Source organism: Streptomyces sp. NPDC054047 (assembly GCF_055585065.1).
The window spans coordinates 118,822-141,249 of record NZ_JBVJKV010000014.1; the positions used below are offsets into that span (position 1 = coordinate 118,822).

15 protein-coding genes are annotated in these 22,428 nt (G+C 72.2%); 5 read left to right on the forward strand and 10 right to left on the reverse strand.

The annotated features are described in order from the left end of the window. Positions 1 to 34: 34 nt before the first annotated feature. Positions 35 to 631 carry a hypothetical protein gene (locus tag ACZ6ZP_RS37615; RefSeq protein ID WP_351163021.1) on the reverse strand — a complete coding sequence of 199 codons (597 nt, stop codon included), beginning with the start codon at positions 629 to 631 and terminating at the stop codon, positions 35 to 37. 207 nt (positions 632 to 838) lie between these two features. Beyond that, the gene (locus tag ACZ6ZP_RS37620; protein WP_469410215.1) at positions 839 to 2,944 is read right to left on the reverse strand and encodes an N-6 DNA methylase; all 2,106 of its coding nucleotides are present in this window, start codon (positions 2,942 to 2,944) and stop codon (positions 839 to 841) included. Positions 2,945 to 3,138: 194 nt separating this feature from the next. Here ACZ6ZP_RS37620 and ACZ6ZP_RS37625 point away from each other — a divergent pair, with 194 nt between their 5' ends. Next, positions 3,139 to 3,897: a hypothetical protein gene (locus ACZ6ZP_RS37625; RefSeq protein WP_351163016.1), complete on the forward strand. Its 759-nt coding sequence runs from the start codon at positions 3,139 to 3,141 to the stop codon at positions 3,895 to 3,897. Positions 3,898 to 3,930: 33 nt separating this feature from the next. Here ACZ6ZP_RS37625 and ACZ6ZP_RS37630 read toward each other — a convergent pair whose 3' ends face one another. From ACZ6ZP_RS37630 to ACZ6ZP_RS37640, 3 genes are all read right to left on the reverse strand, one after another. Then, on the reverse strand, positions 3,931 to 4,674 hold the full coding sequence (locus tag ACZ6ZP_RS37630; RefSeq protein ID WP_469410216.1) for an N-acetyltransferase: 744 nt from the start codon (positions 4,672 to 4,674) through the stop codon (positions 3,931 to 3,933). Positions 4,675 to 4,737: 63 nt separating this feature from the next. Beyond that, complete coding sequence (locus ACZ6ZP_RS37635; protein WP_361470067.1) at positions 4,738 to 5,388, reverse strand: HNH endonuclease family protein; 651 nt, start codon at positions 5,386 to 5,388, stop codon at positions 4,738 to 4,740. A gap of 83 nt (positions 5,389 to 5,471) precedes the next feature. After that, on the reverse strand, positions 5,472 to 6,248 hold the full coding sequence (locus tag ACZ6ZP_RS37640) for an MOSC domain-containing protein (RefSeq protein ID WP_469410217.1): 777 nt from the start codon (positions 6,246 to 6,248) through the stop codon (positions 5,472 to 5,474). Positions 6,249 to 6,329: 81 nt separating this feature from the next. On the opposite strand from ACZ6ZP_RS37640, the gene ACZ6ZP_RS37645 reads away from it, so the two are divergent. Then, positions 6,330 to 6,740: a nuclear transport factor 2 family protein gene (locus ACZ6ZP_RS37645; RefSeq protein ID WP_399984258.1), complete on the forward strand. Its 411-nt coding sequence runs from the start codon at positions 6,330 to 6,332 to the stop codon at positions 6,738 to 6,740. Between the two features lie 33 nt (positions 6,741 to 6,773). Here the strand turns inward: ACZ6ZP_RS37645 and mfd are convergent, their stop codons facing one another. From mfd to ACZ6ZP_RS37660, 3 genes are all read right to left on the reverse strand, one after another. Next, positions 6,774 to 10,304, reverse strand: a complete 3,531-nt coding sequence (mfd, locus tag ACZ6ZP_RS37650; protein ID WP_351163006.1) for a transcription-repair coupling factor — start codon at positions 10,302 to 10,304, stop codon at positions 6,774 to 6,776. Between the two features lie 216 nt (positions 10,305 to 10,520). Beyond that, on the reverse strand, positions 10,521 to 13,106 hold the full coding sequence (locus ACZ6ZP_RS37655) for an ABC transporter permease (protein WP_469410218.1): 2,586 nt from the start codon (positions 13,104 to 13,106) through the stop codon (positions 10,521 to 10,523). Then, a complete protein-coding gene (locus tag ACZ6ZP_RS37660) occupies positions 13,103 to 13,891 on the reverse strand; it encodes an ABC transporter ATP-binding protein (RefSeq protein ID WP_351163002.1) in 789 nt (262 codons plus the stop codon). Before ACZ6ZP_RS37660 ends, ACZ6ZP_RS37655 begins: the two co-directional genes overlap by 4 nt. 437 nt (positions 13,892 to 14,328) lie before the next feature. On the opposite strand from ACZ6ZP_RS37660, the gene ACZ6ZP_RS37665 reads away from it, so the two are divergent. The 3 genes from ACZ6ZP_RS37665 to ACZ6ZP_RS37675 all read left to right on the forward strand — a co-directional run bounded on the left by ACZ6ZP_RS37665 (position 14,329) and on the right by ACZ6ZP_RS37675 (position 18,280). After that, complete coding sequence (locus ACZ6ZP_RS37665; RefSeq protein WP_399984263.1) at positions 14,329 to 15,966, forward strand: MFS transporter; 1,638 nt, start codon at positions 14,329 to 14,331, stop codon at positions 15,964 to 15,966. 122 nt (positions 15,967 to 16,088) lie between these two features. Continuing rightward, entirely contained in the window at positions 16,089 to 16,625 is a 537-nt protein-coding gene (locus ACZ6ZP_RS37670; protein WP_469410219.1) for a DUF485 domain-containing protein, read from the forward strand. Positions 16,626 to 16,705: 80 nt separating this feature from the next. Then, positions 16,706 to 18,280 carry a sodium/solute symporter gene (locus ACZ6ZP_RS37675; protein ID WP_361470063.1) on the forward strand — a complete coding sequence of 525 codons (1,575 nt, stop codon included), beginning with the start codon at positions 16,706 to 16,708 and terminating at the stop codon, positions 18,278 to 18,280. Between the two features lie 151 nt (positions 18,281 to 18,431). Here ACZ6ZP_RS37675 and ACZ6ZP_RS37680 read toward each other — a convergent pair whose 3' ends face one another. Next, on the reverse strand, positions 18,432 to 19,331 hold the full coding sequence (locus tag ACZ6ZP_RS37680) for a coiled-coil domain-containing protein (RefSeq protein ID WP_361470013.1): 900 nt from the start codon (positions 19,329 to 19,331) through the stop codon (positions 18,432 to 18,434). Between the two features lie 225 nt (positions 19,332 to 19,556). After that, the gene (locus tag ACZ6ZP_RS37685; RefSeq protein ID WP_469410220.1) at positions 19,557 to 22,427 is read right to left on the reverse strand and encodes an SUKH-4 family immunity protein; all 2,871 of its coding nucleotides are present in this window, start codon (positions 22,425 to 22,427) and stop codon (positions 19,557 to 19,559) included. Position 22,428: the final 1 nt, after the last annotated feature.

Sequence of the window (22,428 nt, forward strand, 5' to 3'; positions counted from 1 at the left end):
GCGACCACACGGCCGCCCGTCCCCAGTGACACGGTCAGTTGCCGCCTTCCTGCTTGCGCAGGTAGTCACTGAGCTCGTCGAGCTCGGCCTGTACTTGGTGGATGCGGGCCGGTGCGGGGCGCGTGGGCGGGGGCGGCGTCTGCTGGACCGGCGGCTGGTGCTGCTGCGTCGGCTGGACCGGCGGCTGGTGCTGCTGCGTGGGCTGGAGGTGGACGGGGGCGGGTCCCTGCTGCTGCGGATAGCCGTACGTGGGCTGCGGCCCTGCGTAGCCCACGTACTGCGGCTGCCGGTGGCGGCTGAAGTGCCGGATGTCCGCGAACAAGTAGTAGGCGATCACCGCGACCAGCGTGCTCAGCAGGATCACCATGCCCGCGCTGCCGGGGCCCTGGAACTCGTCCTCGCCCGGGTCGACGCCGACGAGCACGAGGGCCGTCACGTCGAGCGCGGTCACCAGGCCGAAGAAGGCCCAGTCGTACGCCTTGCGCGTCACGATCGCGAGCCGCAGCATCGGCGCCCAGGCGAGCAGACCGCACGTCACGACGGCGAGGACCACGAACATCACGCGCAGCGTCACATGAGTGCCGCCGGAGGTCGGCGGCGGTTGCTGCGGCGCGTAGCCGTGGCCGTGCATGGCTGCTCCTGGTGCCTGATGCGGCCGCACGTTCGCCTGGAGGAACGCGCGGCCGAAAGTCGAAATACGAAAGGATGCAGATTCGAGCGTATAGGCCGACAAGGAGAAGCGGTCCAGGGTTGTACCGAACCGTTGCCGTACTGGTCACGTCCCGATCGCGGCCCCCGGCGGAACCCGGTCGTGCCACTTCGGCGGAACCCGGTCCTGTCACTCCGGCGGAAGCGTGCCGTCCGTCAGTCCGTCGTGCAGGCCCCGCACCAACTGCTCGCCCAGCCTGCCCGCGAGCCGCAGGGCGTCCTCGAAGGCGGCGAGCGCCCGGAACCGCTCTCCGTAGGCGCGCTGCCCGTCGAGCGGCAGGCGCGGAAGGCGGATGCGGCGGACGTCGAGCCGGGCCGCGGTGGACGCATAGCTGCTCGCCTGGCGGTTGTTGGCGGTGCCCCGCAGGAAGCCGGCGAGGAACCACGGGTCCAGGGCCGCCGGGTCGGGGCGCAGGAGGGTGAGCCCCCGGCCGAGCGCGGCGCCCGCCGTGGCCTCGTCGACGACGCGGGCGGTGGTGGTGGCGCCGGAGAGCGGGATGACGACGTCGCCGGGGCGGGTCACCACGGAGTCGGCCCGGTCGGCCGACGGGTCGACGGAGCCGGAGGGTTCCGTTCCGGCCAGCACGTCGTGCTCGGTGAGGACCCGCGTGACGCCGGGCGCCCCGCCCCCGGACCCCGTCGCCGTACGCAGCGACAGCGCGCCCGCGCGGGCGAGTTCGCCCACGGTGGTGACCGGCCCCCGGGTCGCGTCACCCGCCTGCGCGGGCGGCGGCATGAGCTCCGCCGTGCGGCGCACCGCGTCCCCGAGCCGTTCGCGAACAGCGGTCAGCTCCTCGGCGCCGCCGTCCGTGGCCGGTGGCGGCAGGCGGCGGGCCGGGGCCAGGTCGACCTCGTCGTCGAGGAGTTCGAGCACCGGCACGCAGCGGGCGAGCCCCGGCTGTTCCTCGACCGTGCCGTGCCGGTCGAAGCGCCGCCAGACGTCCAGCACGGCGTCCTGCACCGGCCGCCACGCCTGCCGGTCCCTGCCGTCGGCGGCGGCGAGCCCCGCCGTCTCGACGAGGAGCAGCTCGGGCGAGGCCTGCCCGTCCGGCACCGGGCGCTTGAGGACCCACACGTGCAGCGGGATGTTGTACGGGGGCGCGGCACCGGCGGGCAGCGCGATGACGGCGCGCAGGGCGCCGCGGCGCAGGAGGTCGGCGCGCACCCGGCGCCCCGAGCGGCGCGACGCGGCGGCGGGCGGCATCAGCAGGACGGCGGTGCCGCCGTCCCGGAGGCGGGCCAACGCGTGCTGGACCCAGGCGAGTTCGGACTCCGTACGGGCCGGGAAGCCGTACTCCCAGCGGGGGTCGTAGGCGAGTTCGTCGTGCCCCCAGTTGCGGTCGTTGAACGGCGGGTGGCAGAGCACGGCGTCGGCCCGCGCCTCGCCGAAGGCGTCCGCGCGCAAGGTGTCGGCGGCGGCGGCGCGCACGGTGGCGTCGGAGTGCAGGGCCAGGCGCAGGGCGGTGAGGGCGGCGAGTTCGGGGGCGCCGTCCTGGCCGTAGAGGCGCTGCCCCGGCCGGGGCGCGACGGCTCGCAGCAGGGCGCCGGTGCCGCAGGCCGGGTCGAGCACGGTCGGCGCGGGACCGGCGAGCGCGGGCTCGGCGAGCGCGGCCATCAGGTCGGCGGGACCGGCCGGAGTGAGCGTGTACTGCCGGGGGCTGGCGTCGATGTGCCGCCCGATCAGGAACTCGTACGTCTGCCGGGCGCCCAGCTCGGAGGCCAGCTCGGCCACGCCCCGCAGGAGGGGGACGGAGGGCAGGAGCCGCTCGGCGTCCGGGACGGCCACGGCGGCCCGCCGCGGGCCGCCGTGGCCCGGGGCGGCGGCCGCGGGCGCACCGAACCGCGGGGTGACGACCTGCGCGAGCGCCTCCGGGAGCAGTTCCGCCATCCGTTCGTCCGACACCGCGCTCACCCTGAGCCAGTCCGGGTGGCGGTCGCGTACGAGGAGCAGGGCGCAGCCCGCGTGCAGGAGGGCGGTGACCGGGCCCGCGGGGTGGCCCGCCAGGTGCTGCCAGACGCGTTCCCTGAGCGGCACTTCGCCCAGCTCGCCCAGCTTGCCCTGGGTGCGCAGCCACTCCTCGACCTCCGCGAGCGCGAAGGAGGGGCTGGTGTCGGTGCCGCCGACGGGCTTGGGGAAGTCGGGGTGGCGGCGGCGCCAGTTGCTGACGGCCGCCCGGCCGACGCCGGCGAGCCGGGCGATCCCCGCGGCGGTCACCTCTGTCGCGTTCTCCCGCACCAACTGGCTCCCCTCGGTCCCGCTGCCCGCCGCGCGCGTACCCCCCGCGGCGCTGTGGCGCCGATCCTACCCACCTCATGCGGGACCGCCCGCTTCACGGGTGTTAACAGACCATCCACCTGTCGTCGTGTTGACTCGGTTCACAGGCTCTGCTGAGATGGCGGCAGCACTTCCAATCCCGTGGGGGGATCTTCATGCGACGTACCACTCTTGCCGCCGTGTGCCTGGCCGCCGCCGCGACCGTCGGCCTGACGGCCTGCGGCACCGAGACGGACGGCTCCACGACCGCCGCCAAGCCGAAGAAGGAGGCGGGGCCGTTCCCCGGCCTGTCCGGGCCCGACATCGTCGACAAGGCCGTGAAGGTGACGACCGGCGCCTCGTCCCTCACCGTGCAGGGCAGCGTCCCGGACGAGAGCGGCACCATCGAGCTGGACATGGCCCTCGACACCAAGGGCCGCTGCGCGGGCACGATGGCGATGGGCGGGGAGGGCTCGCTCGACCTGATCACGACCGCGAAGACGGTCTACATGAAGTACGACGAGAAGTTCCTGCGCGCCCAGGGCAAGGGCGAGCCCGCGGCCGAGACGCAGGCCGCCGTGGACATGCTCGCGGGCAAGTGGGTGAAGACGTCCGCGACCGGCTCCGACGCCAAGGACATCACCGGGTTCTGCGACCTGGACGTCCTGCTCGACGAGTTCAGGGGCGCCGACTCCCCCGCCCGCAGGGGGAAGACGACCACCGTCGACGGCACACCGGCCCTCATGCTGACCGAGAACGACGGCACCGACCGGTACACCCTCTACGTCGCCACGGAGGGCAAGCCGTATCTCCTGAAGGTCGTGAACGAGACCGCGAAGACGCCGGACACCATCGCGTTCAGCGACTTCGACAAGCCGGTCGACACGACGCCTCCCGCCGGCGACGTCATGGACATCGACAAGCTCGCGGGCTGAGCCTCCCGGTCCCACGTGGCACGCGGCACGGGCTCACAGCACGTGCCGCACCCACACGTTCGGCTCGACGTACACGGCGTACCCGCGCTCCGGCTCGCAGTGCACCGGCACCAGCGCGCCCGGCACCTCGACGGGACCCGCCGTGTCGAACGGAAGGCCGGTCCACGCCCGCCACTGCGCGGTCGAACCGGACACCGTCATCGACGCGTGCGCCACCTTCGCGATGGTGCCGCCCGCCCGCACGTGCACCCGCAGCCACGGGTCGGCGGGCAGACCGTCGTCGCGCTTGCGCTGTGCGTACGTGTCGATCAGCGCGGCCGGTTCGAGGTGCTTGGCGTTCGGGCGCACCGGAGCGACGACTTCCGTGAAGCCGCGCGCGCGTGCGTTCTCGCGCATCGCGGTGAGCATCCGCCCCGAGACGCCCTGCCCGAGGAAGGACTTCGCCACGGTGATCTCGATCGCGCTCACCGTGTCGGACTTCCTGCCGTGCCGCAGGTCGGAGAACGCCCACAGCATGACCTGGTCCCAGCCGCCGTCCGGCAGCTCCCCGCGCCCGTCCGCCCGCAGCGCGAACGGCACGCTGAACGCCCGGGCCACGACCGCGCCCTCCGCGTCCGTGGCGACCAGGACGTACTCGGGAAGATCCTTGACGATCCGCCCGATCATCGACCACGCGATGGGGTCGTTCCCGATGAACTCCGGCCAGGTGTCGTCCATCGCCCAGAGCGGCCCGGCGAGTTCGGGCCGCTCGGCCAGCGTCGTGATCTTCAGGTCCATGCCCGGGACGCTAGCGGCCACGGGCCCGTCTGTTAAGCGGTTTTCCGTCCGTACGGGAAGACCTCAGCGCGCGTGGAACCGCCCGGGCGCGGCCGTCGGGCTGTCCCCGGCCGGCAGCTTCTCCCCCGGGCAGCCCGTCAGGACCCGCTTCATGGCGTCCCGCTCGGCGCCCGTCACCCACACCCCGTACTTCTTCTTCACCGCCACCTGGCGCGCCACGTAGGCGCACCGGTAGCCCTTGTCCGGCGGCAGCCAGGTGGCCGTGTCGCCGTCGCCCTTGCCGCGGTTGGGGCCCGCGTCGACGGCGAGGAGGTTGAGCGGATCGTTGGCGAAGGCGATGCGCTTGCTCGGCTCCCAGGTGCCCGCGCCCTTCTGCCAGGCGTCGGAGAGGGCGACGAGGTGGTCGATGTCGACCTGGCTGCGACCGCGCACGAACGTTACGTCCTTGCCGGTGTAGGGGTCCGGCGAGAGCGAGCCGGAGGCGACCTCGCAGTCCCCGTCGCGGTACTTCACGTCCTCCAGGTCGCGCTTGAGTATGTCGTCGCGGGTGCCGCAGCCGTTGGAGTCCGTGTCGGCCCAGGGGCTGCCGAACCGGTCGCGGTCGTAGCCGGTCTTGGGCGCGCGGCCCTTGACGGTGAGCGCGTCGACGGCGGCGAGCGCGGGCCCGGCCTTGGCGTCGGGCCCGGATGAGCCGCTGTCCTTCTCCTCGGGCATACAGCCGGTGACGGACCCGGCGGCGAGGACCGCGAGCAGCAGCGCGGCCCGAACTCCAGTGACACGGCGGCTGGTACGGGGGTTCACGCGACGGTCACCTCCGCCCCGAGTGCGAGCGTGCCGGGCGTCACGACGTCCGCGTACACGCCGATGCACATGCCGCGCGAGGCGGTGAGCGTCTTCAGGATGCGGCCGTCCGCCGGAAGCCCGCGCTGGGCCTGGGTGGTCATGACACAGCGTTCGATGCGCTCGGTGACGCGCAGCCGCAGGCCGCCGTCGAAGGCGATCTCCCGGCCGACCCAGTCCTCCTCGACCCACGGCTCGTCGGTACCGACCACGATGTTCTTGCGCAGCCGGCGTACGTCGACGGGGTCGGAGTCGCCGAGCAGCTCGCCGAGCGCGCGCAGCGAGGCGGTGCCGACGAGCGAGACGGCTCCCGCGTCCTGATGGCTCGTCTCGCCTTCGCGCACCAACTCCGCGCCTACGCCGAAGAGTTCGGCGATCCGGGGATCGCCGGGCCGCAGCGTCTCGCCGTCCGGCGTGGTGACGACGGGGCCGTCACCCTCGTACACGGCGGTGTGCTCCAGCATCCCCGGCGTCCGCCGGAACCGGCGGTGGTTCTTGCCGCTCGCCAGCTTCCCGTCCTCGTAGCGCAGGGCCCACAGCCGGTCTCCGGCCACGCCCCGCTCGTCGACGACGAGGTGATCCCGCTCGTCCCCCAGCATCGACTTCACCGGAAAACAGACGAGCCCCACAACAGCCCCATGCCCCACGGCACTTCCCCTCCCCTGGCCCACACGCTTTCGTCTCGCACCGCCACCGTACCGAGCGACTGGTTTAGACCATATCGTCCCCCGCATTACCTCCGGCGTAATCGACCCGCCGGAGGACGCACGGCACCATCGACCTCATCCGCAGGAACGCCGACCGAGGAGTGAGAAATGACGACCGAAGACACCACCCGCGCCGCCGTCCAGGCCTTCCTGCAGTGCAGGCTGGCGGGCGACACCGAGGGGCTCACCGCCCTCTTCGCCGACGAGGTCGACTGGCTGCTGGCCGAGAACCCGGGCGTGCCGTGGATCCGGCCGCGCTCCACCGCCGCCGAGTGCGCGGCCCAGGCCGAAGAACTCGCCGCGCACACCGTCCCGGAGAAGGCGGGCGCCACCGTCGACACGATCGTCGTCGAGGGCACGGAAGCCGTGATCTTCGGCCGCCTCTGGGGCACCGTGCGCGCCACCGGCAAGTCCTTCGAGGGCCCCTTCTCGCTGCGCCTGACGGTCGAGGACGGCCGGATCACGCGGCACCACCTCTACGAGAACAGCCGGTCGATCGCCGACGCCTGCACCCCGTGACCCCCGCCCCCGAAGGAGGGCGGGGCCCGAGCGCTACGACCCCACGATCGTCGTGAGGAACTCCCCCACCCAGCCGAGCAGTTCGCGGCCGACCAACGGCTTTCCGCCGACCTTGGCCGTCTTCGGACGCGGCACCAGGAGCTGGTGGGCGTTGGCCTTGATGACCGTGCCGGGGTAGAGACGCTTGAGCCGGAGCTCCTGCGACTCCCGCAGCTCCACCGGGGCGAACCGGATGTTGTTGCCCTGGAGCACGATCTCGCCGACCTCGCACGCGCGGGCCAGCATGCGCAGGCCCGCCACCAGGAGGAGGTTCTCCACCGGCTCGGGCAACTTGCCGTAGCGGTCGGTGAGTTCCTCGCGCACCGCCTTGACGTCCTGCTCGCTGCTCGCCGATGCGATGGAACGGTAGGCCGCAAGGCGCAGGCGCTCGCCGGGCGCGTAGTCGTGCGGGACGTGCGCGTCGACCGGCAGCTCGACCTTGACCTCCAACGGCGGCTCCTCCTCCACCCCGCCCTCCAGGGACGCGCGGTAGTCGGCCACCGCCTCGCCCACCATGCGTACGTAGAGGTCGAAGCCGACGCCCGCGATGTGGCCCGACTGTTCACCGCCCAGGAGATTGCCCGCGCCGCGGATCTCCAGGTCCTTCATCGCCACGTACATGCCCGCGCCCATCTCCGTGTGCTGGGCGATCGTGGCGAGGCGCTCGTGGGCGGTCTCCGTGAGGGGCTTCTCCGGCGGGTAGAGGAAGTAGGAGTAGCCGCGCTCGCGGCCTCGGCCCACGCGGCCCCGCAGCTGGTGCAGCTGGGAGAGGCCGAAGTTGTCGCCGCGCTCGACGATCAGGGTGTTGGCGTTGGAGATGTCGATGCCCGACTCGACGATCGTCGTCGAGACGAGGACGTCGAACTTCTTCTCCCAGAAGTCCACCACCACTTGTTCCAGGGCCTGTTCGGACATCTGGCCGTGCGCGGTGGCGATGCGGGCCTCGGGGACGATGTCCCGCAGGCGGGCCGCCGCCCGGTCGATGGACTCGACGCGGTTGTGGATGTAGAAGACCTGGCCCTCGCGCAGCAGCTCGCGGCGGATGGCCGCGCCGATCTGCTTCTCCTCGTACGGGCCGACGAAGGTCAGGACCGGGTGGCGCTCCTCGGGAGGCGTGGTGATCGTCGACATCTCGCGGATGCCGGTCACGGCCATTTCGAGGGTTCGCGGGATCGGTGTCGCCGACATCGTCAGGACGTCGACGTTCGCGCGCAGCTTCTTCAGCTGCTCCTTGTGCTCGACGCCGAAGCGCTGCTCCTCGTCGACGATGACCAGGCCCAGGTCCTTGAACTTCGTCTCGGAGGAGAAGAGGCGGTGCGTGCCGATCACGATGTCGACCGAGCCGTCGCGCAGGCCCTCCAGGGTCGCCTTGGACTCCGTGTCGGTCTGGAAGCGGCTCAACGCCCGCACCTTCACGGGGAACTGGGAGTAGCGCTCGGAGAACGTGCCGAAGTGCTGCTGCACCAGGAGCGTGGTGGGGACCAGGACCGCCACCTGCTTGCCGTCCTGGACCGCCTTGAAGGCGGCGCGGACCGCGATCTCCGTCTTGCCGTAGCCGACGTCGCCACAGATCAGGCGGTCCATCGGGACCGTCTTCTCCATGTCGTCCTTCACCTCGGCGATGGTGGTCAGCTGGTCGGGCGTCTCCACGTACGGGAAGGCGTCCTCCAGCTCGCGCTGCCAGGGGGTGTCGGGGCCGAAGGCGTGGCCGGGGGCCGCCATGCGGGCGCTGTAGAGCTTGATGAGGTCGGCGGCGATCTCCTTGACGGCCTTCTTCGCGCGCGCCTTCGTCTTCGTCCAGTCGGCGCCGCCCAGGCGGTGCAGCGTGGGGGCCTCGCCGCCGACGTACTTGGTGATCTGTTCCAGCTGGTCGGTGGGGATGTAGAGGCGGTCGCCGGGCTGGCCGCGCTTGGCGGGCGCGTACTCGACGACCAGGTATTCGCGGGTCGCGCCCTGGACGGTGCGCTGCACCATCTCGATGTAGCGGCCCACGCCGTGCTGCTCGTGGACGATGTAGTCGCCGGTCTCCAGGGTCAGCGGGTCGATCGTCTTCCTGCGGCGCGCGGGCATCCGCTGGCCGTCCTTGCCGGCCGCCTTCTGGCCGGAGAGGTCGGTCTCGGTGAGGACCGCGAGCTTGAGGGCCGGGTCCAGGAAGCCGTAGTCGATCGAGCCGCAGGAGACGTGCACGACGGAGGGGGTGAGCTCGCTGAGGTCCGCGTCCAGGCGGGCCGCGATGCCCTCGCCGCCCAGGACCTCGACGGTGCGGGCCGCGGGGCCGTGGCCCTCCGTCACGTAGACGGTGCGCCAGCCTTCGGCCAGCCAGCCCTTGGTGTCGGCGAGCGCCTTCGCGGTGTCGCCGCGGTAGGTCTCGGTGGCGTGCATGCCGAGCTTGAGGGTGTCGTCGTCCACGTCTTCGTCGGCGGCGAAGGGGGAGACGGACCACCACATCATGCCCAGGTCACGGGCGTGGTCGCGGACGTCCGCGATGCCCCACAGGGAGGCGGCGCCCACGTCGATGGGGGCCTCGCCGCCACCGGCCGTCGCGGCCCAGCTGGCCTGGAGGAACTCCTGCGAGGTCGCCACGAGGTCGGAGGCGCGGGTGCGCACGCGCTCGGGGTCGCAGACCACGGCCATGCTGTCCCGCGGCAGGACGTCGAGCAGCAGCTCCATGTCGTCGACCAGGACAGGGGCGAGGGACTCCATGCCCTCGACGGCGATGCCCTCGGCGATCTTGCCGAGCAGCTCGCCCAGCTCGGGGTGGGCCTGCGCGAGGGCGGCGGCCCGTTCCCGTACGTCGTCCGTCAGGAGCAGCTCGCGGCAGGGCGGGGCCCACAGGCCGTGCGCCGCGACCTCCAGGGAGCGCTGGTCGGCGACCTTGAAGTAGCGGATCTCCTCGACGTCGTCGCCCCAGAACTCGACGCGCAGGGGGTGCTCCTCGGTCGGCGGGAAGACGTCCAGGATGCCGCCGCGCACGGCGAACTCGCCGCGCTTCTCGACCAGCTCCACGCGGGAGTACGCGGCTGCCGCGAGGGCTTCCACGGTGTCGTTCAGGTCCGTGGTCTCGCCGGTGCGCAGGGCCACGGGCTCCAGGTCGCCCAGGCCCTTGACCTGCGGCTGGAGGACCGAGCGCACGGGGGCGACGATGACGGAGACCCGGCCCGTCTCGGGGTCGTCGGGCCGGGGGTGCGCCAGGCGGCGCAGGACGGCGAGGCGGCGGCCGACGGTGTCGGAGCGCGGCGAGAGGCGCTCGTGGGGGAGCGTCTCCCAGGAGGGGTACTCGACGACTCCGTCCGGCGGGATGATCGTGCGCAGGGCGGCCGCCAGGTCCTCGGCCTCGCGGCCGGTCGCCGTCACGGCAAGGACGGTGCGGTTCGTCTCGCGGGCGAGGGCCGCGATGGCGAAGGGGCGCGCGGCGGGCGGACCGACCAGGTCTACGTGGGCGCGGTTGCCGTCGGTGGCGGTCTTGACCGCTTCGGCGAGTGCGGAGTCCTTGACGACAGCGTCGAGCAGACCGTGCAGGCTCATGTGGGCTTTCGCTTTCCGTCCAGGTTCTGGGGCGCGCAGGGCAACGCGAACCGCCCGGCAACGTGAACGGGCCGGGGGATCTCCAGCGTACGACTCCGGAGTGACAGGCGCGGCTCGGTCGGACAGGGCGGTCGCCGGACCGGCCGAAAGCAGACGGCCCCGGCGGCGCGTACTCGCGCCGCCGGGGCCGCTCTTCCCGCACCCCCGTAGCAGGAGCTATTCGGTGGCGATGGCGTTCAGGACGTTCATCCTGCCCGCCCTGAAGGCGGGGACCAGGGCCGCGAAGAGGCCCACGAACGCCGAGCCGACGAAGACGGTGAGGATCGTCGGCCAGGGGATCTCCAGGACCTTCAGGCCCTCCAGGGCCAGGAGCTTCTGGGCCGTGGCCCCCCAGCCCATGCCGAGGCCCAGGCCGAGCAGCGCGCCGAAGAGGGCGATGACCACCGACTCCAGGCGGATCATGCGGCGCAGCTGGCGGCGCGAGAGGCCGATCGCCCGCATCAGGCCGATCTCGCGGGTGCGCTCGACCACCGAGAGGGCCAGCGTGTTCACCACGCCCAGGATCGCGACGATGATCGCGAGGCCGAGCAGGCCGTAGACCATGTTCAGCATCTGGCCGACCTGGTCCTTCAGGGTCTGCTTGAAGTCGGTCTGGTCCATGACCTTGTACTGCGGGTACTCGGCCATGGCCGCCTTCAGCGACTTGTACGCCGCGTCCTGCTGGCCCTTCTCCGCCTTGGCGAACATGATCTCGTTCGGCGGCATCCGGTCGGCCGGCACGTACTTCTCGGCGGTCGTGAGGTTCACGTACATCGCGCCCGAGTCGATCGAGGTGTCGCTCGACGTGATGGCCCGGACCGTCATCTCGCCCGTCCTGCCGTGGTCGAAGGCGAGCTTCACCTTGTCGCCGACGGTGATGCCGTGGTCCTTGGCGAAGTCCGCGCCGACCGACATGGAGTCCGGCTTGTAGGCGTCGGCGAGCTTGCCGGCGACCGTCTCGCTGCGCAGGTCCTGGGCGTACGTCGCGTCGGCGGCGCTGAGGCCGACCCCCTTGGCGACCTTGCCGTTGGCGGCGGTCAGGTCCGCCTTGATGTCCTTGTACTGGGTGATGTGGGCGATGTGGTCGGCCTTCTCCAGGGCCTTCGCGGCCTTCGGCGTGATCGCCTGCTGGCCGTCGGGCTGGATGATGAAGTCCGCGCCGACCGACTTGTCGAGCTCGTCCGTGGCGGAGGCGACCATCGAGGAGCCGACCACGGAGAGGCAGGCGACCAGGGCGAGGCCGATCATCAGGGCCGCGCCGGTGGCGCCGGTGCGGCGCGGGTTGCGCAGGGCGTTGCGCTCGGCCATCCGCCCGATGGGGCCGAACATCCGAAGCAGTACGGCGCTGATGACGCGGACCACGCCGTTGGCCAGGACCGGGCCGATGACGACGAAGCCGATCAGGGTCAGGACCACGCCGCCGCCGAGGAAGAGCGAGCCCTCGCTCGCCTTGTCCGCCTGGGACGCGGTGTAGAGGCCGAAGCCGCCGGCGCCGGTGAGGACCAGGCCGATGACCGCGCGCACGGCGCTCGCCTTGCCGTCGGCCGGTGTCCCGGCGTCGCGCAGGGCGGCCATCGGGGAGACCTTGGCGGCGCGCCGCGCGGGGAGGTAGGCGGCCAGGACGGTGACGACGATGCCGAGGACCATGCCGACCGCGGGGGTCGTCCACTTGACGGTGAGGTCCTGGGTGGACAGTTCCATGCCCATGCCGGACATGAGCTGCATCAGGCCGACGGCGAGGCCGACGCCCGCGCCGACACCGAGGACCGAGCCGAAGACACCGAGCAGCAGCGCCTCGACGAGCACGGAGCGGTTGACCTGCTTGCGGCTCGATCCGATGGCGCGCATCAGGCCGATCTCGCGGGTGCGCTGGGCGACCAGCATCGAGAAGGTGTTGATGATGAGGAAGATGCCGACGAGGAAGGCGATCCCGGCGAAGCCGAGCATCGCGTACTTCATGACGTCCAGGAAGCCGCTGACGCTCTTGCGGTTGTCGTCCGAGCTCTCCTTCTGCGTCTTGACCTTGTACGCGGAGGCGTCCGCGCCCATGGCCCGCGTCACGCTCCCCTTGAGGACCGTGTCGCTGACGCCCTCGTCGGCGACCACGTTGACGTGTGTGAACCTGCCGGTGGCGCCGAGGAGTTCGCGCTGTGCGGTCGCGGTGTCGAAGTAGACGATCGCGGCGCCGGGGTTGGTCACCTTGAAGGTGGCTATGCCGGAGATCTTCGCGGTGTGGTCGCCGGTGACGGCGATGGTGCGCAGCTCGTCACCGATCTTGAGGTGGTGCTTGTCGGCGGTGTCGGAGTCGACCATCACGTCGGTGGGCCCGCGCGGGGCGTGCCCGGAGGTGATGTCCATCGAACGCAGTTCGTTGCGCGTCCAGTTGCCGGCCATGGTCGGGCCGCCGCCGGTGGGACCCACGTTCTTCTTCTCGGAGTTGACGACGGTGACGCTCTCGCTGACGACCGCGCCCTCGGCGGACTTGGCGCCCTGTGCCTTCTTCGCCTGCTCGACGACCGATGCGGGCATCGACTCGGGCTTGCCCGTGTCGGGCCGGTCGCCCGGGTCCGTCGCGGACTTGGAGGTGACGGTGACATCGGCGGACGTCGCGGCGAAGAGCTTGTCGAACGTCGTGTTCATCGTGTCGGAGAAGACGAGGGTGCCGCAGACGAACGCCACCGAGAGGACCACGGCCACGGCGGAGAGCGCCATGCGGCCCTTGTGCGCGAAGAAGTTGCGCATCGAGGTCTTGAGGACGGTCATGACGTACGCCCCCGGGCGTCGAAGTCCTTCATGCGGTCGAGGACGGTCTCGGCGGTCGGCGCGTACATCTCGTCGACGATGCGGCCGTCCGCGAGGTACAGCACCCGGTCCGCGTACGAGGCCGCCACCGGGTCGTGCGTGACCATCACGATGGTCTGGCCCAGCTCGGTCACCGACTTGCGCAGGAAGCCCAGCACTTCGGCGCCCGCACGGGAGTCGAGGTTGCCGGTCGGCTCGTCACCGAAGATGATCTCGGGGCGCGCGGCCAGGGCGCGGGCCACGGCGACCCGCTGCTGCTGGCCGCCGGAGAGCTCGGTCGGGCGGTGCTTGAGGCGGCCCGCGAGGCCGACGGTCTCCACGACCTGGTCGAGCCAGCCGCGGTCGGGCTTGCGGCCCGCGATGTCCATCGGGAGCGTGATGTTCTCCAGGGCGTTGAGCGTCGGCAGCAGGTTGAACGCCTGGAAGATGAAGCCGATCCGGTCCCGGCGCAGCTGCGTGAGCTTCTTGTCCTTGAGGCCGGTGATCTCGGTCTCGTCGAGGTAGATGTGCCCGGAGGAGACGGTGTCGAGGCCCGCGAGGCAGTGCATCAGGGTCGACTTGCCGGAGCCGGACGGACCCATGATCGCGGTGAACTGCCCGCGGGCGATGTCCACGTCGATCTCGTCGAGCGCGACGACCCGGGTCTCCCCGGACCCGTACGCCTTCACGACCTGGCGCGCCCGTGCCGCCACGGCCGTACGCCCTCCAGTGCCCCCGTGCCTGGGAATGGTTACAGCCGATGTCACGGTAAGTCTCCTAAGTCGGTTGCGCGGTGGGTCAGGCGTGTTCGCTACGCATAAAGAGTCTGGTCGTCCGACGGCTCCGGCACCCTGGTGCCCAGCGCAGTCTTTTGCGGGGGAAAACCCCACCCCCGGGGGTGTGGTCGGCCGACTTCGGGGCCGTCCCCCGGCCCTGAAGTCGGCGCCTCCGTCGGCCGTCCCCCGGTCCGTCCGTCGGCATAAAGCCAATCTAAGAAGCGGCCGTGGCCTTCTCATCCTCCAGCGGTACGAAGGAACCCCGGTCCGTAGTACGGAGGATCCCTTAAGGGATCTCCACCCGCCGGTGGAGCCGCTCTCGGGGTCACTCCACCCTCCTGCTGACCACACCCCGACCCACCTGCCGAGATGTTCTCCACCCCTGCCCTCGGAACCCACCGGGTGAGAAGGTGGCCCGGAGCAATTAGATGCAGGGGGAAGGAATCTCGGTGGGCACAGCCGGAGCGGGCGGCGCGGCAGGTTCGGGCACGGACGGCATACGTTCGAACGCCACCGGCAGCGGGCGGCGCGGCCCCGTCGTCGCCGCCCTCATGCTCGCCATGGCGCTCGCCGCCCTGGACTCCACCATCGTCTCGACCGCCATCCCGCAGATCGTCGGCGACCTCGGCGGCTTCTCCGTCTTCTCCTGGCTCTTCTCCGGCTATCTGCTCGCCGTCACCGTCACCCTGCCCATCTACGGCAAGCTCTCCGACACCTTCGGCCGCAAGCCCGTCCTCATCGCGGGCAGCGTCCTCTTCCTGATCGGCTCGGCCCTGTGCGCCCTGGCCTGGAACATGGGGGCGCTGATCGCCTTCCGCGTCATCCAGGGCCTGGGCGGCGGCGCGCTCCAGGGCACGGTGCAGACGCTCGCCGCCGACCTCTATCCGCTCAAGGAACGCCCCAAGATCCAGGCCAAGTTGTCCACCGTGTGGGCCGCCTCCTCGATCGCGGGGCCGGGTCTCGGCGGCCTGATCGCCGCGTACGCCGACTGGCGCTGGATCTTCCTGATCAATCTGCCCATCGGGGCGGTCGCCCTCTGGCTGATCGTGCGCCACCTGCACGAGCCGCAGCGCGAGGCGGTCACCCGGGGGCGCACCGACTGGGCGGGCGCGCTCACCGTCTTCGCCTGCGGTGGCGTCCTGCTCACCGCGCTCGTGCAGGGCGGCGTCGCCTGGGGCTGGCTCTCCGCCCAGTCACTGGCGCTGTTCGCGGGCGGACTGCTGCTGGCCGGGGCCGTCGTGGTCATCGAGCGGCGCGCGGCGGAGCCGATCATCCCCGGCTGGGTCTGGCGCCGGCGCACCATCGCGGCGGTCAACCTCGCCCTGGGCGCGCTCGGCCTCCTGATGGTCGCGCCCACCGTGTTCCTGCCGACGTACGCCCAGTCCGTGCTCGGCCTCGCGCCGATCGCCGCCGGGTTCGTGCTCTCCGTGATGACCCTGAGCTGGCCGGTCTCCGCCGCCCTGAGCCAGCACGTCTACCGCAGGCTCGGCTTCCGCGACACGGCGCTCATCGGCATCGGCGGGGCCGCCCTCGTCCTCTTCGCGTTCCCCCTCCTGCCCTACCCGGGGCAGGCCTGGCAGCCGGCCCTGATCATGCTGCTGCTCGGCGCGGCACTCGGCCTCTTCCAGCTGCCGCTGATCATCGGGGTGCAGTCCAGCGTCGGCTGGTCCGAGCGCGGCACGGCCACCGCGTCCATCCTCTTCTGCCGCCAGATCGGCCAGACCCTGGGCGCCGCGCTCTTCGGCGCGGTGGCCAACGGGGTGCTCACCTCGCGGCTCGGCGGCGCGGGCTCCCTGGACTCGGTGGCCCACGCCCTGGAGAACCCGGCCGCGGTCGCCGACCCCGAACGGCTGCGCCGCGCGGTCGATTCGGCGGTCGACACGGTGTACGTGGGAGCGGGGTGCGCGGCGGTGATCGCACTCCTCGTTCTGGTGTTCCTGGCGCCTCGGCGCTTTCCGGTAATCGGGACGGAAACCCCGGAAAACGGGGAGTCAGAGGCCCTGAAGGGCCAGGAAAACCCCGAACCGACCCCGCGCGAACGCCCTATGAACAAACCGGCCGAATAGACCGACCAACCAGTATGTGCAAAACCTTACGCGGCTCTACTACTTACAAGTAACGTGCTCGATTCTCACCTCTCGCTCCCTGCGGTCCCGCACCGGACCGACGCCGCGCAAGGAGAACCGGGATGTCCTACCCTCATCAACCCCAGCGCCCGCACCGCCCCCAGCAACCCCCTCAGAACCCTCAACGCCCTCAGAGCCCTCAGAGCCCTCAGAGCCCTCAGAGCCCTCAACCCCAGCACCCGCATCACGCCTACCACCCCCACCTCCCCCCGCACAGCTCCTCCCCCTCCTACCCCACCTATCCCTGGCAGCCCGTCGCGCCACCGGACCCCCCACCACCCCCAAGGCTCCCCCGCCACCCCGCACTTGGCCGCCACAGCGACCTGCGCCACCTGCGCAGCGCCTACCGCTGGCAGCGCCGCGTCGCCACCCTCACGGCGCTCGGCTACTTCACGCTCTTCCTGATCCTCTCCGCGTTCGCCCCGACCCTGATGACGGGCACGGTCTCCGGCGGCCTCTCCACCGGCCTGCTGCTCGGCCTGTGCCAGGTGCCCGTCACCTTGCTGGCCATAGCGCTGTACGAGTACACCGCCCGCCGCAGGGTCGACCCGCTGGCCGAACGCCTGCGCAAACTGGCGGAGTTGGAGGCCAACCGATGAACTCCCGCTCCCCTCTGACCGGCCCCCCGTCCCCGCTGACCCGCTCCGACATCACGCTGGCCACCGACTCGGCCCAGGCCATGTCCCTGGTGGCGTTCACCGCCGTCGTCACCCTCACGCTGCTCCTGTGCGTGATGACGGGCCCCGACCGCGACAACCTCGGCGAGTTCTACACCGGCTACGGCGCCCTCTCACCGATGCGCAACGGCCTGGCCATCGCGGGCGACTACATCTCGGCGGCGACCGTGCTCGGCACGGGCGGAGTGATCGCGCTCCTCGGGTACGACGGGGTCGTCCTGGCCCTGAGCACGGCCCTCTCCCTCATGCTCCTGATGTTCCTGCTGGCCGAACCCCTGCGCAACGCGGGCCAGTTCACCATGGGCGACGTACTGACCCGCCGGATGCCGGGCCGCGCCGTACGCATCACCGCGTGCGCGGCGACGCTGGCCGCGCTGATCCCGCTCATGCTGGTGCAACTGGCGGGCGCGGGCGATCTGCTCTCCTTCATCCTCGGCTTCTCCGGCGAAGGCGTGAAGACGGGCTGCGTCGTCGCGCTCGGCGCGCTCATGATCAGCTACGCGGCGATCGGCGGCATGAAGGGCACCGCCCTCATCCAGATCCTGAAGATCGTGATGCTGCTCGGCTCCGGAGTGGTCATCGCCGCCCTGATCCTGCGCCGCTTCGACTGGGACCCGGGCGCGCTGCTCGCCGCCGCCGAGAAGGGCAGCGGGGTCGGCCCGGCCTTCCTCCAGTCCGGACTGCAGTTCGCGGGCGGCCCCAACCCCCGCCTGGACATGATCAGTTCGGAGCTGACGGTGGTGCTCGGCGGCGCGTGCCTGCCGCACGTCACGATGCGGATGTACACGGCGCGCAGTGCGCGCGAGGTACGCCGCTCGCTGTCCTGGGCGGTGTCGTCGGTGGCCCTCTTCGTACTGATCATCGCGATCGTCGGCTTCGGCGCGACGGCGATGCTCGGACGGGCGGCCATCGCACAGGCGGACCCGCAGGGCAACACGGCCTATCTCCTCGGCTCCAAGGCGGTGTTCGGCGCGAACGCGTCGACGGCGGAGACCCTCGTCTTCACGACGGTCACCACGGCGATCTTCCTGACGCTGCTGGCCTCGGTCGCCGGAATGATCCTGGCCTGCGCCAATTCCCTGGCGCACGACGTCTTCGCGCATCTGCGCAGGGAGCTGACCCCACGCCGGGAGATGACACTGGCCCGCGTCTCGGCGCTGGCCATAGGGGGCCTGGCGATCGCCCTGGCGGTCATGGTCCAGCACCACAACCTCCAGCCACTGGTCACGCTGTCGTTCTGCCTGGGCGCGTCCGCCCTCGCCCCGGCACTCGTCTACAGCCTCTTCTGGCGCCGCTACACCCGCAGGGGCCTGCTCTGGACCCTGATCGGCGGCACGCTCGGCTCGGTCATCCTCATGACGGGCACCAACCTGGTCTCGGGCGCCCCCACATCAGCCTTCCCGAACCACGACTTCAACTGGTTCCCCTTCACCACAACAGGCCTGGCCTCCATCCCCCTCGGCTTCTTCCTGGGCTGGCTGGGCACGGTGTCGTCAGGCCCCAGGGAATCGGAGGAACAGCGCAAGCGGTACGAGGCGGTGGAGGGCTGGATCTTGGCGGGGGTGACGAGGAGATGACACTCGCCGCGAGCTGATCACCCACCCCTCAGGAGCCGACGCGAGCTGATCACCCACCCCCGCCCCTTCCAGGAAGGCTCGACGCGGGGAAATCGGGTGGGTGGGCGGGAAAGAATCGCCGCGAAGCGGCGGCCTGAAACGCCCCGCCCAGCTAGGGGGCACCCTCGGCGGCAGCCCGCCCGGTCAGGGCAGCGAGGCTACTGCGCACATGCTCCATGTGCGCCCGCACCTCGTCCCACTCCTCCCCGTGCTCCCGCAGCATCCGCTCCGTCTCCCGCCCGACCTGCTCCTCCCGCACCCTCGCGGCAGCGAGCAACTCGGCGCCCCGCGCCTCCGCGTCCTCCTGCCCGTGCCGGGCGGACTCCTCCGCCTCGACCGAGGCCCGCTTCGCCTCGGAGAGGCGGGCCTCCGCGGCAGCGACGAGCGAGGCCTCCGCGGCCGCCGCCTCCGCTTCCCGCAGGGCGATCTCCCGCTCGGCGGCCTCCCAGCGCTCCGCGTGCTCCTTCTCCTGCTCCTCCAGGAGCGCGGCACTGCGCTGCCGCGTCTCCCGCAGCGCGGCAAGGGCCTCGCCCCGCCACTCCTTCACGTCACGGCGGGCCGCGATCCGCGACTCGTCCGCGGCGGCGCGGCAGGCGAGCAGCCGCTGCCGGGCCCGCTCCTCGGCCTCGCCGAGGACCTCGTCGGCGTACGCGCGAGCGGCCTCACGGACCTCCCGGGCCTCCGCGTCGGCCGCCTCCGTCACGCGCTGCACGTCCGCCTCGGCCGCTGCCCGCACGGCCGCGGCCTCCTCCTCGCCCAGGGCGAGGATGTTCCGCGCGCGCTCGCTCAAATTCTCGTACGTCTGAGGCGCGAGCCGCGACACCACGTCCCGCAGCCGCTCCGCCTCCGCCTCCATCTCCTTGGCGAGGACGGTGAGCCGGGCGGCACGTTCCCACGCGCCGTCGCGGTCCTGGGACAGATCGAAGGCGTACGCGTCCACCTGCTCGGGACGGTAGCCACGTCCGCGCACGGCGACGAAGCCGTGCTCCGACGCCGTTGCACCGCTGCTCATCCTTGAATCCCTCCTCCGACGCACCACGCGCGTATTACGCGATTGGCGCACATCTTGATGGATCAAGCGGAAGCGCTCATAACGCGACACTCCGCGCATGTCATCCGCTCAAGGATGCTCTATTTGCCACCAGAAGCCGGAATCGGGTTCGCACTCGTCGGGACAACGCACGAGGCGCCCGACCCACGCACAGGGTCGAGCGCCTCGTTCACCACGGCGAGGGGGCTACAGAAGCCCGTCCCACATCTGCTCGAGCAGCACCGACCACCAGCTCTCCGGCGAAGCGAGCGCCGCCGGGTCCAGCGCCGCCAGCTGCCCCTGGAAGTCCACGGTCCAGCGCCCCGCCTGCTCCTGGTTCAGCCCGAACCGCAACCGCCACATGCGGCCGAGGAGTGCCAGGCAGCGCGCGAACTCGGGAAGACCCGTGTTCACGAACTGCGGCGCCACCGGGGCGCCGCCGGGTCCCGCCTCCACGGGCACGGCGACGATGTTCGCCGTGCCGTACTGGACGCAGATCGCGCGGCCGAAGTCGCTGCCCATGACGAGGTACGAGCCCGCGTCCGACGCCGGCTGCACCCCCCGCTCCTGCGCCGTCTCGGCGAGGGTCGGCACCGGCCGACCCGGCTGGGCCTGCGCCCAGAAGAACGGACCGAAGTCGACGGGCAGGCCCGCCACGACGAGCGTGTGCGCCACGAGGTCGGGCACGCCCTGCCGGGAGACCGCCCGCTGGTCGAAGCGGAAGATGCCGGGCCCGAACGCGCCCACCAGCTCCTGCGCCACGCCCTCCGGCGGGATCGGCGGCGCGGGCTGCACCTGCGGCAGCGGCGCGCGCACCGGCGCCGGGCGCGCCGGACCGTCCGCGACCTGGTGCAACTCGGCCTGGTGCGCGATGAGCTGCTGCATGCCGCCCTGCCGGGACGCGTGGTCCCTGCCGTACGGGGCGATGCTCGTGATCCGCGCCTGCGGCCAGGTCTCGCGGATCATCCGGGCGCAGTACGCGCCCGGCAGCTCGCAGGACTCCAGCTCGGTGTGGAGTTCGAGCACCTGCTGCGGCGGCACGTTCATGCCGCGCAGCTCGTGCAGGATCTGCCACTCCGGGTGCGGGGTACCGGGCGCCGAGCGGCGGATGAGCTGCTGCTCGGAGCCGTCCTGCGCGCGATAGCGGAGTACGGCCTGGTAGCCGGGCCCGACGGTCGGCTGACCTGCGGGCGGCTGCGGATAGCCGTAGGGCTGACCGGGAGCGGGCTGACCGGGCCGGCCCTGCATGGGAGGCGGCATGCCGGGGGCACCCGGAGCGCCGGGAGCGCCCGGGGCCTGCGGCGGCAGGGGCGCGCCGGGGCCGCCGACCGCGGGCCCGGCCAGCATGGTCGCCGCGTGGTGGACGCCACCGCCGGGCGCACCGGGGGTGCCGGGGGCACCAGGAGGCTGCGGCGCACCAGCGCCCGGAGCACCGGGCGGACCGGGAGGCTGCGGCGCACCAGGAGCACCAGGAGCACCCGGCGGCTTGATCCCGCCGGGGCCACCCAGGCTCGGGTCCGCCAGCATCGTCGCCGCGTGGTGCACCCCGCCGGGAGGCGTCCCCGGAGCACCGGGCGGGCCGGGAGGCTGCGGCGCACCAGGAGCTCCAGGGGCACCCGGAGCGCCGGGAGCACCAGGAGCACCAGGAGCACCCGGCGGCTTGATCCCGCCGGGGCCACCCAGGCTCGGGTCGGCCAGCATCGTGGCCGCGTGGTGGACACCGCCGCCGGGAGGCGGGGTGCCGGGTGCGTTCGGCGGCTGCGGGGCGTCGGGAGCCGCGGGCGGCTGAGGTCCGTCGGGGCCCAGCGCCGATACGAGCTGCGTCGGGACGTAACCCCCCGCCGGGGTGCCCGGAGCACCGGGACCGGACGGCGGCGGCGTACTCCCCTGGGGCACACCGGGCGTACCCGGGGCACCGGGAGGCGGCGGCGTGACCGCACCGCCGCCACGCGCACCGCGCGGCGGCGCCTGCGCCTTGCTGGTCGCGGCGTCGGCGATGTCCCCGGAGCCGGGCGGCACGGAGTGCTGAGCGGCTCCGGGAGCGGGACCCTGCGGGTAGCCGTACGTGGACGGGTCCGGCGGGCTCACGCCCGGAGGCGGCGGCATGTTCACCGCGGCACCGGCGGGCGGCGGGGGCAGGTTCGGCCCCGGAGCCGCCGGGGTCCGCGGACCGGGCCCCTGCGGATAGCCGTACGCGGACGCGTCGGGCGCACCGGCACCCGGAGGCGGCAGGTTCGGGCCGTCGAGCGCGGGCGCCACCGTGGTCGACGGAAGGCCGCTGCCGCCGCGCATCAGCGCGGTCTTGGCCTCCGGCGCCACACCGGGCGGCCGGACGTCGTCATCGTCACCGCCGACCAGCGGCGGCGCGAACACCGTCGCGGGCGCCGGTACCGAACGGTCGTCACCGGAGTCGGCGTTGGTGTCCGTACCGGCCCACGGGGTGTCCTCGACGGGCTCACCCGACCCCCCGGCCGCGGGCCACGGCGTACCGCCACCGGGCGCTTCGGGAGCCGCGGACGCGACAGGCGCCGCGGTCTCGGCAGGCGCGGACGGCACAGACGGCACAGACGGCGCAGACGGCTCGGACGGCGCCGGACCGCCGTACCCCACACCCTCGTCGGACGCCTCCGGAGCAGGAGACAACCCCGCGTCCGCAGCCGCGGCCGCGCCCGCCTTCGCGGACTCCGCCCGCCGATCAGGGATGCCCAGCTTGTCCGCCGCCTCCTGGAGCCACTCCGGAGGGCTCAACAGGAACGACGTCTGATTCAGGTCGACCCGCTCCGGCGGAGCCGGCGCCGCGTCCTGCGGCGCCACCTCAGGGGCGCCGTACTCCTCTTCGTACCGGCGGATCACCTCACCGACCGGCAGGCCCGGCCAGAGCGAGGCATCGCCGCTGTCGCGCGCGATGACGAGCCGCTGACGGCCGCCGTCGGACACCGGACCGTTCTCACGGTCCTCCGCCCACACGACGAAACCGAGCTCGAACTCCCGCACCCGCACCTCGCGGTGCTGGTATCCGGGCACATCGCCGTTGATCCACTCCTCGGCGCGCTCCTGCGCCTGCGCGAAGGTCACCATC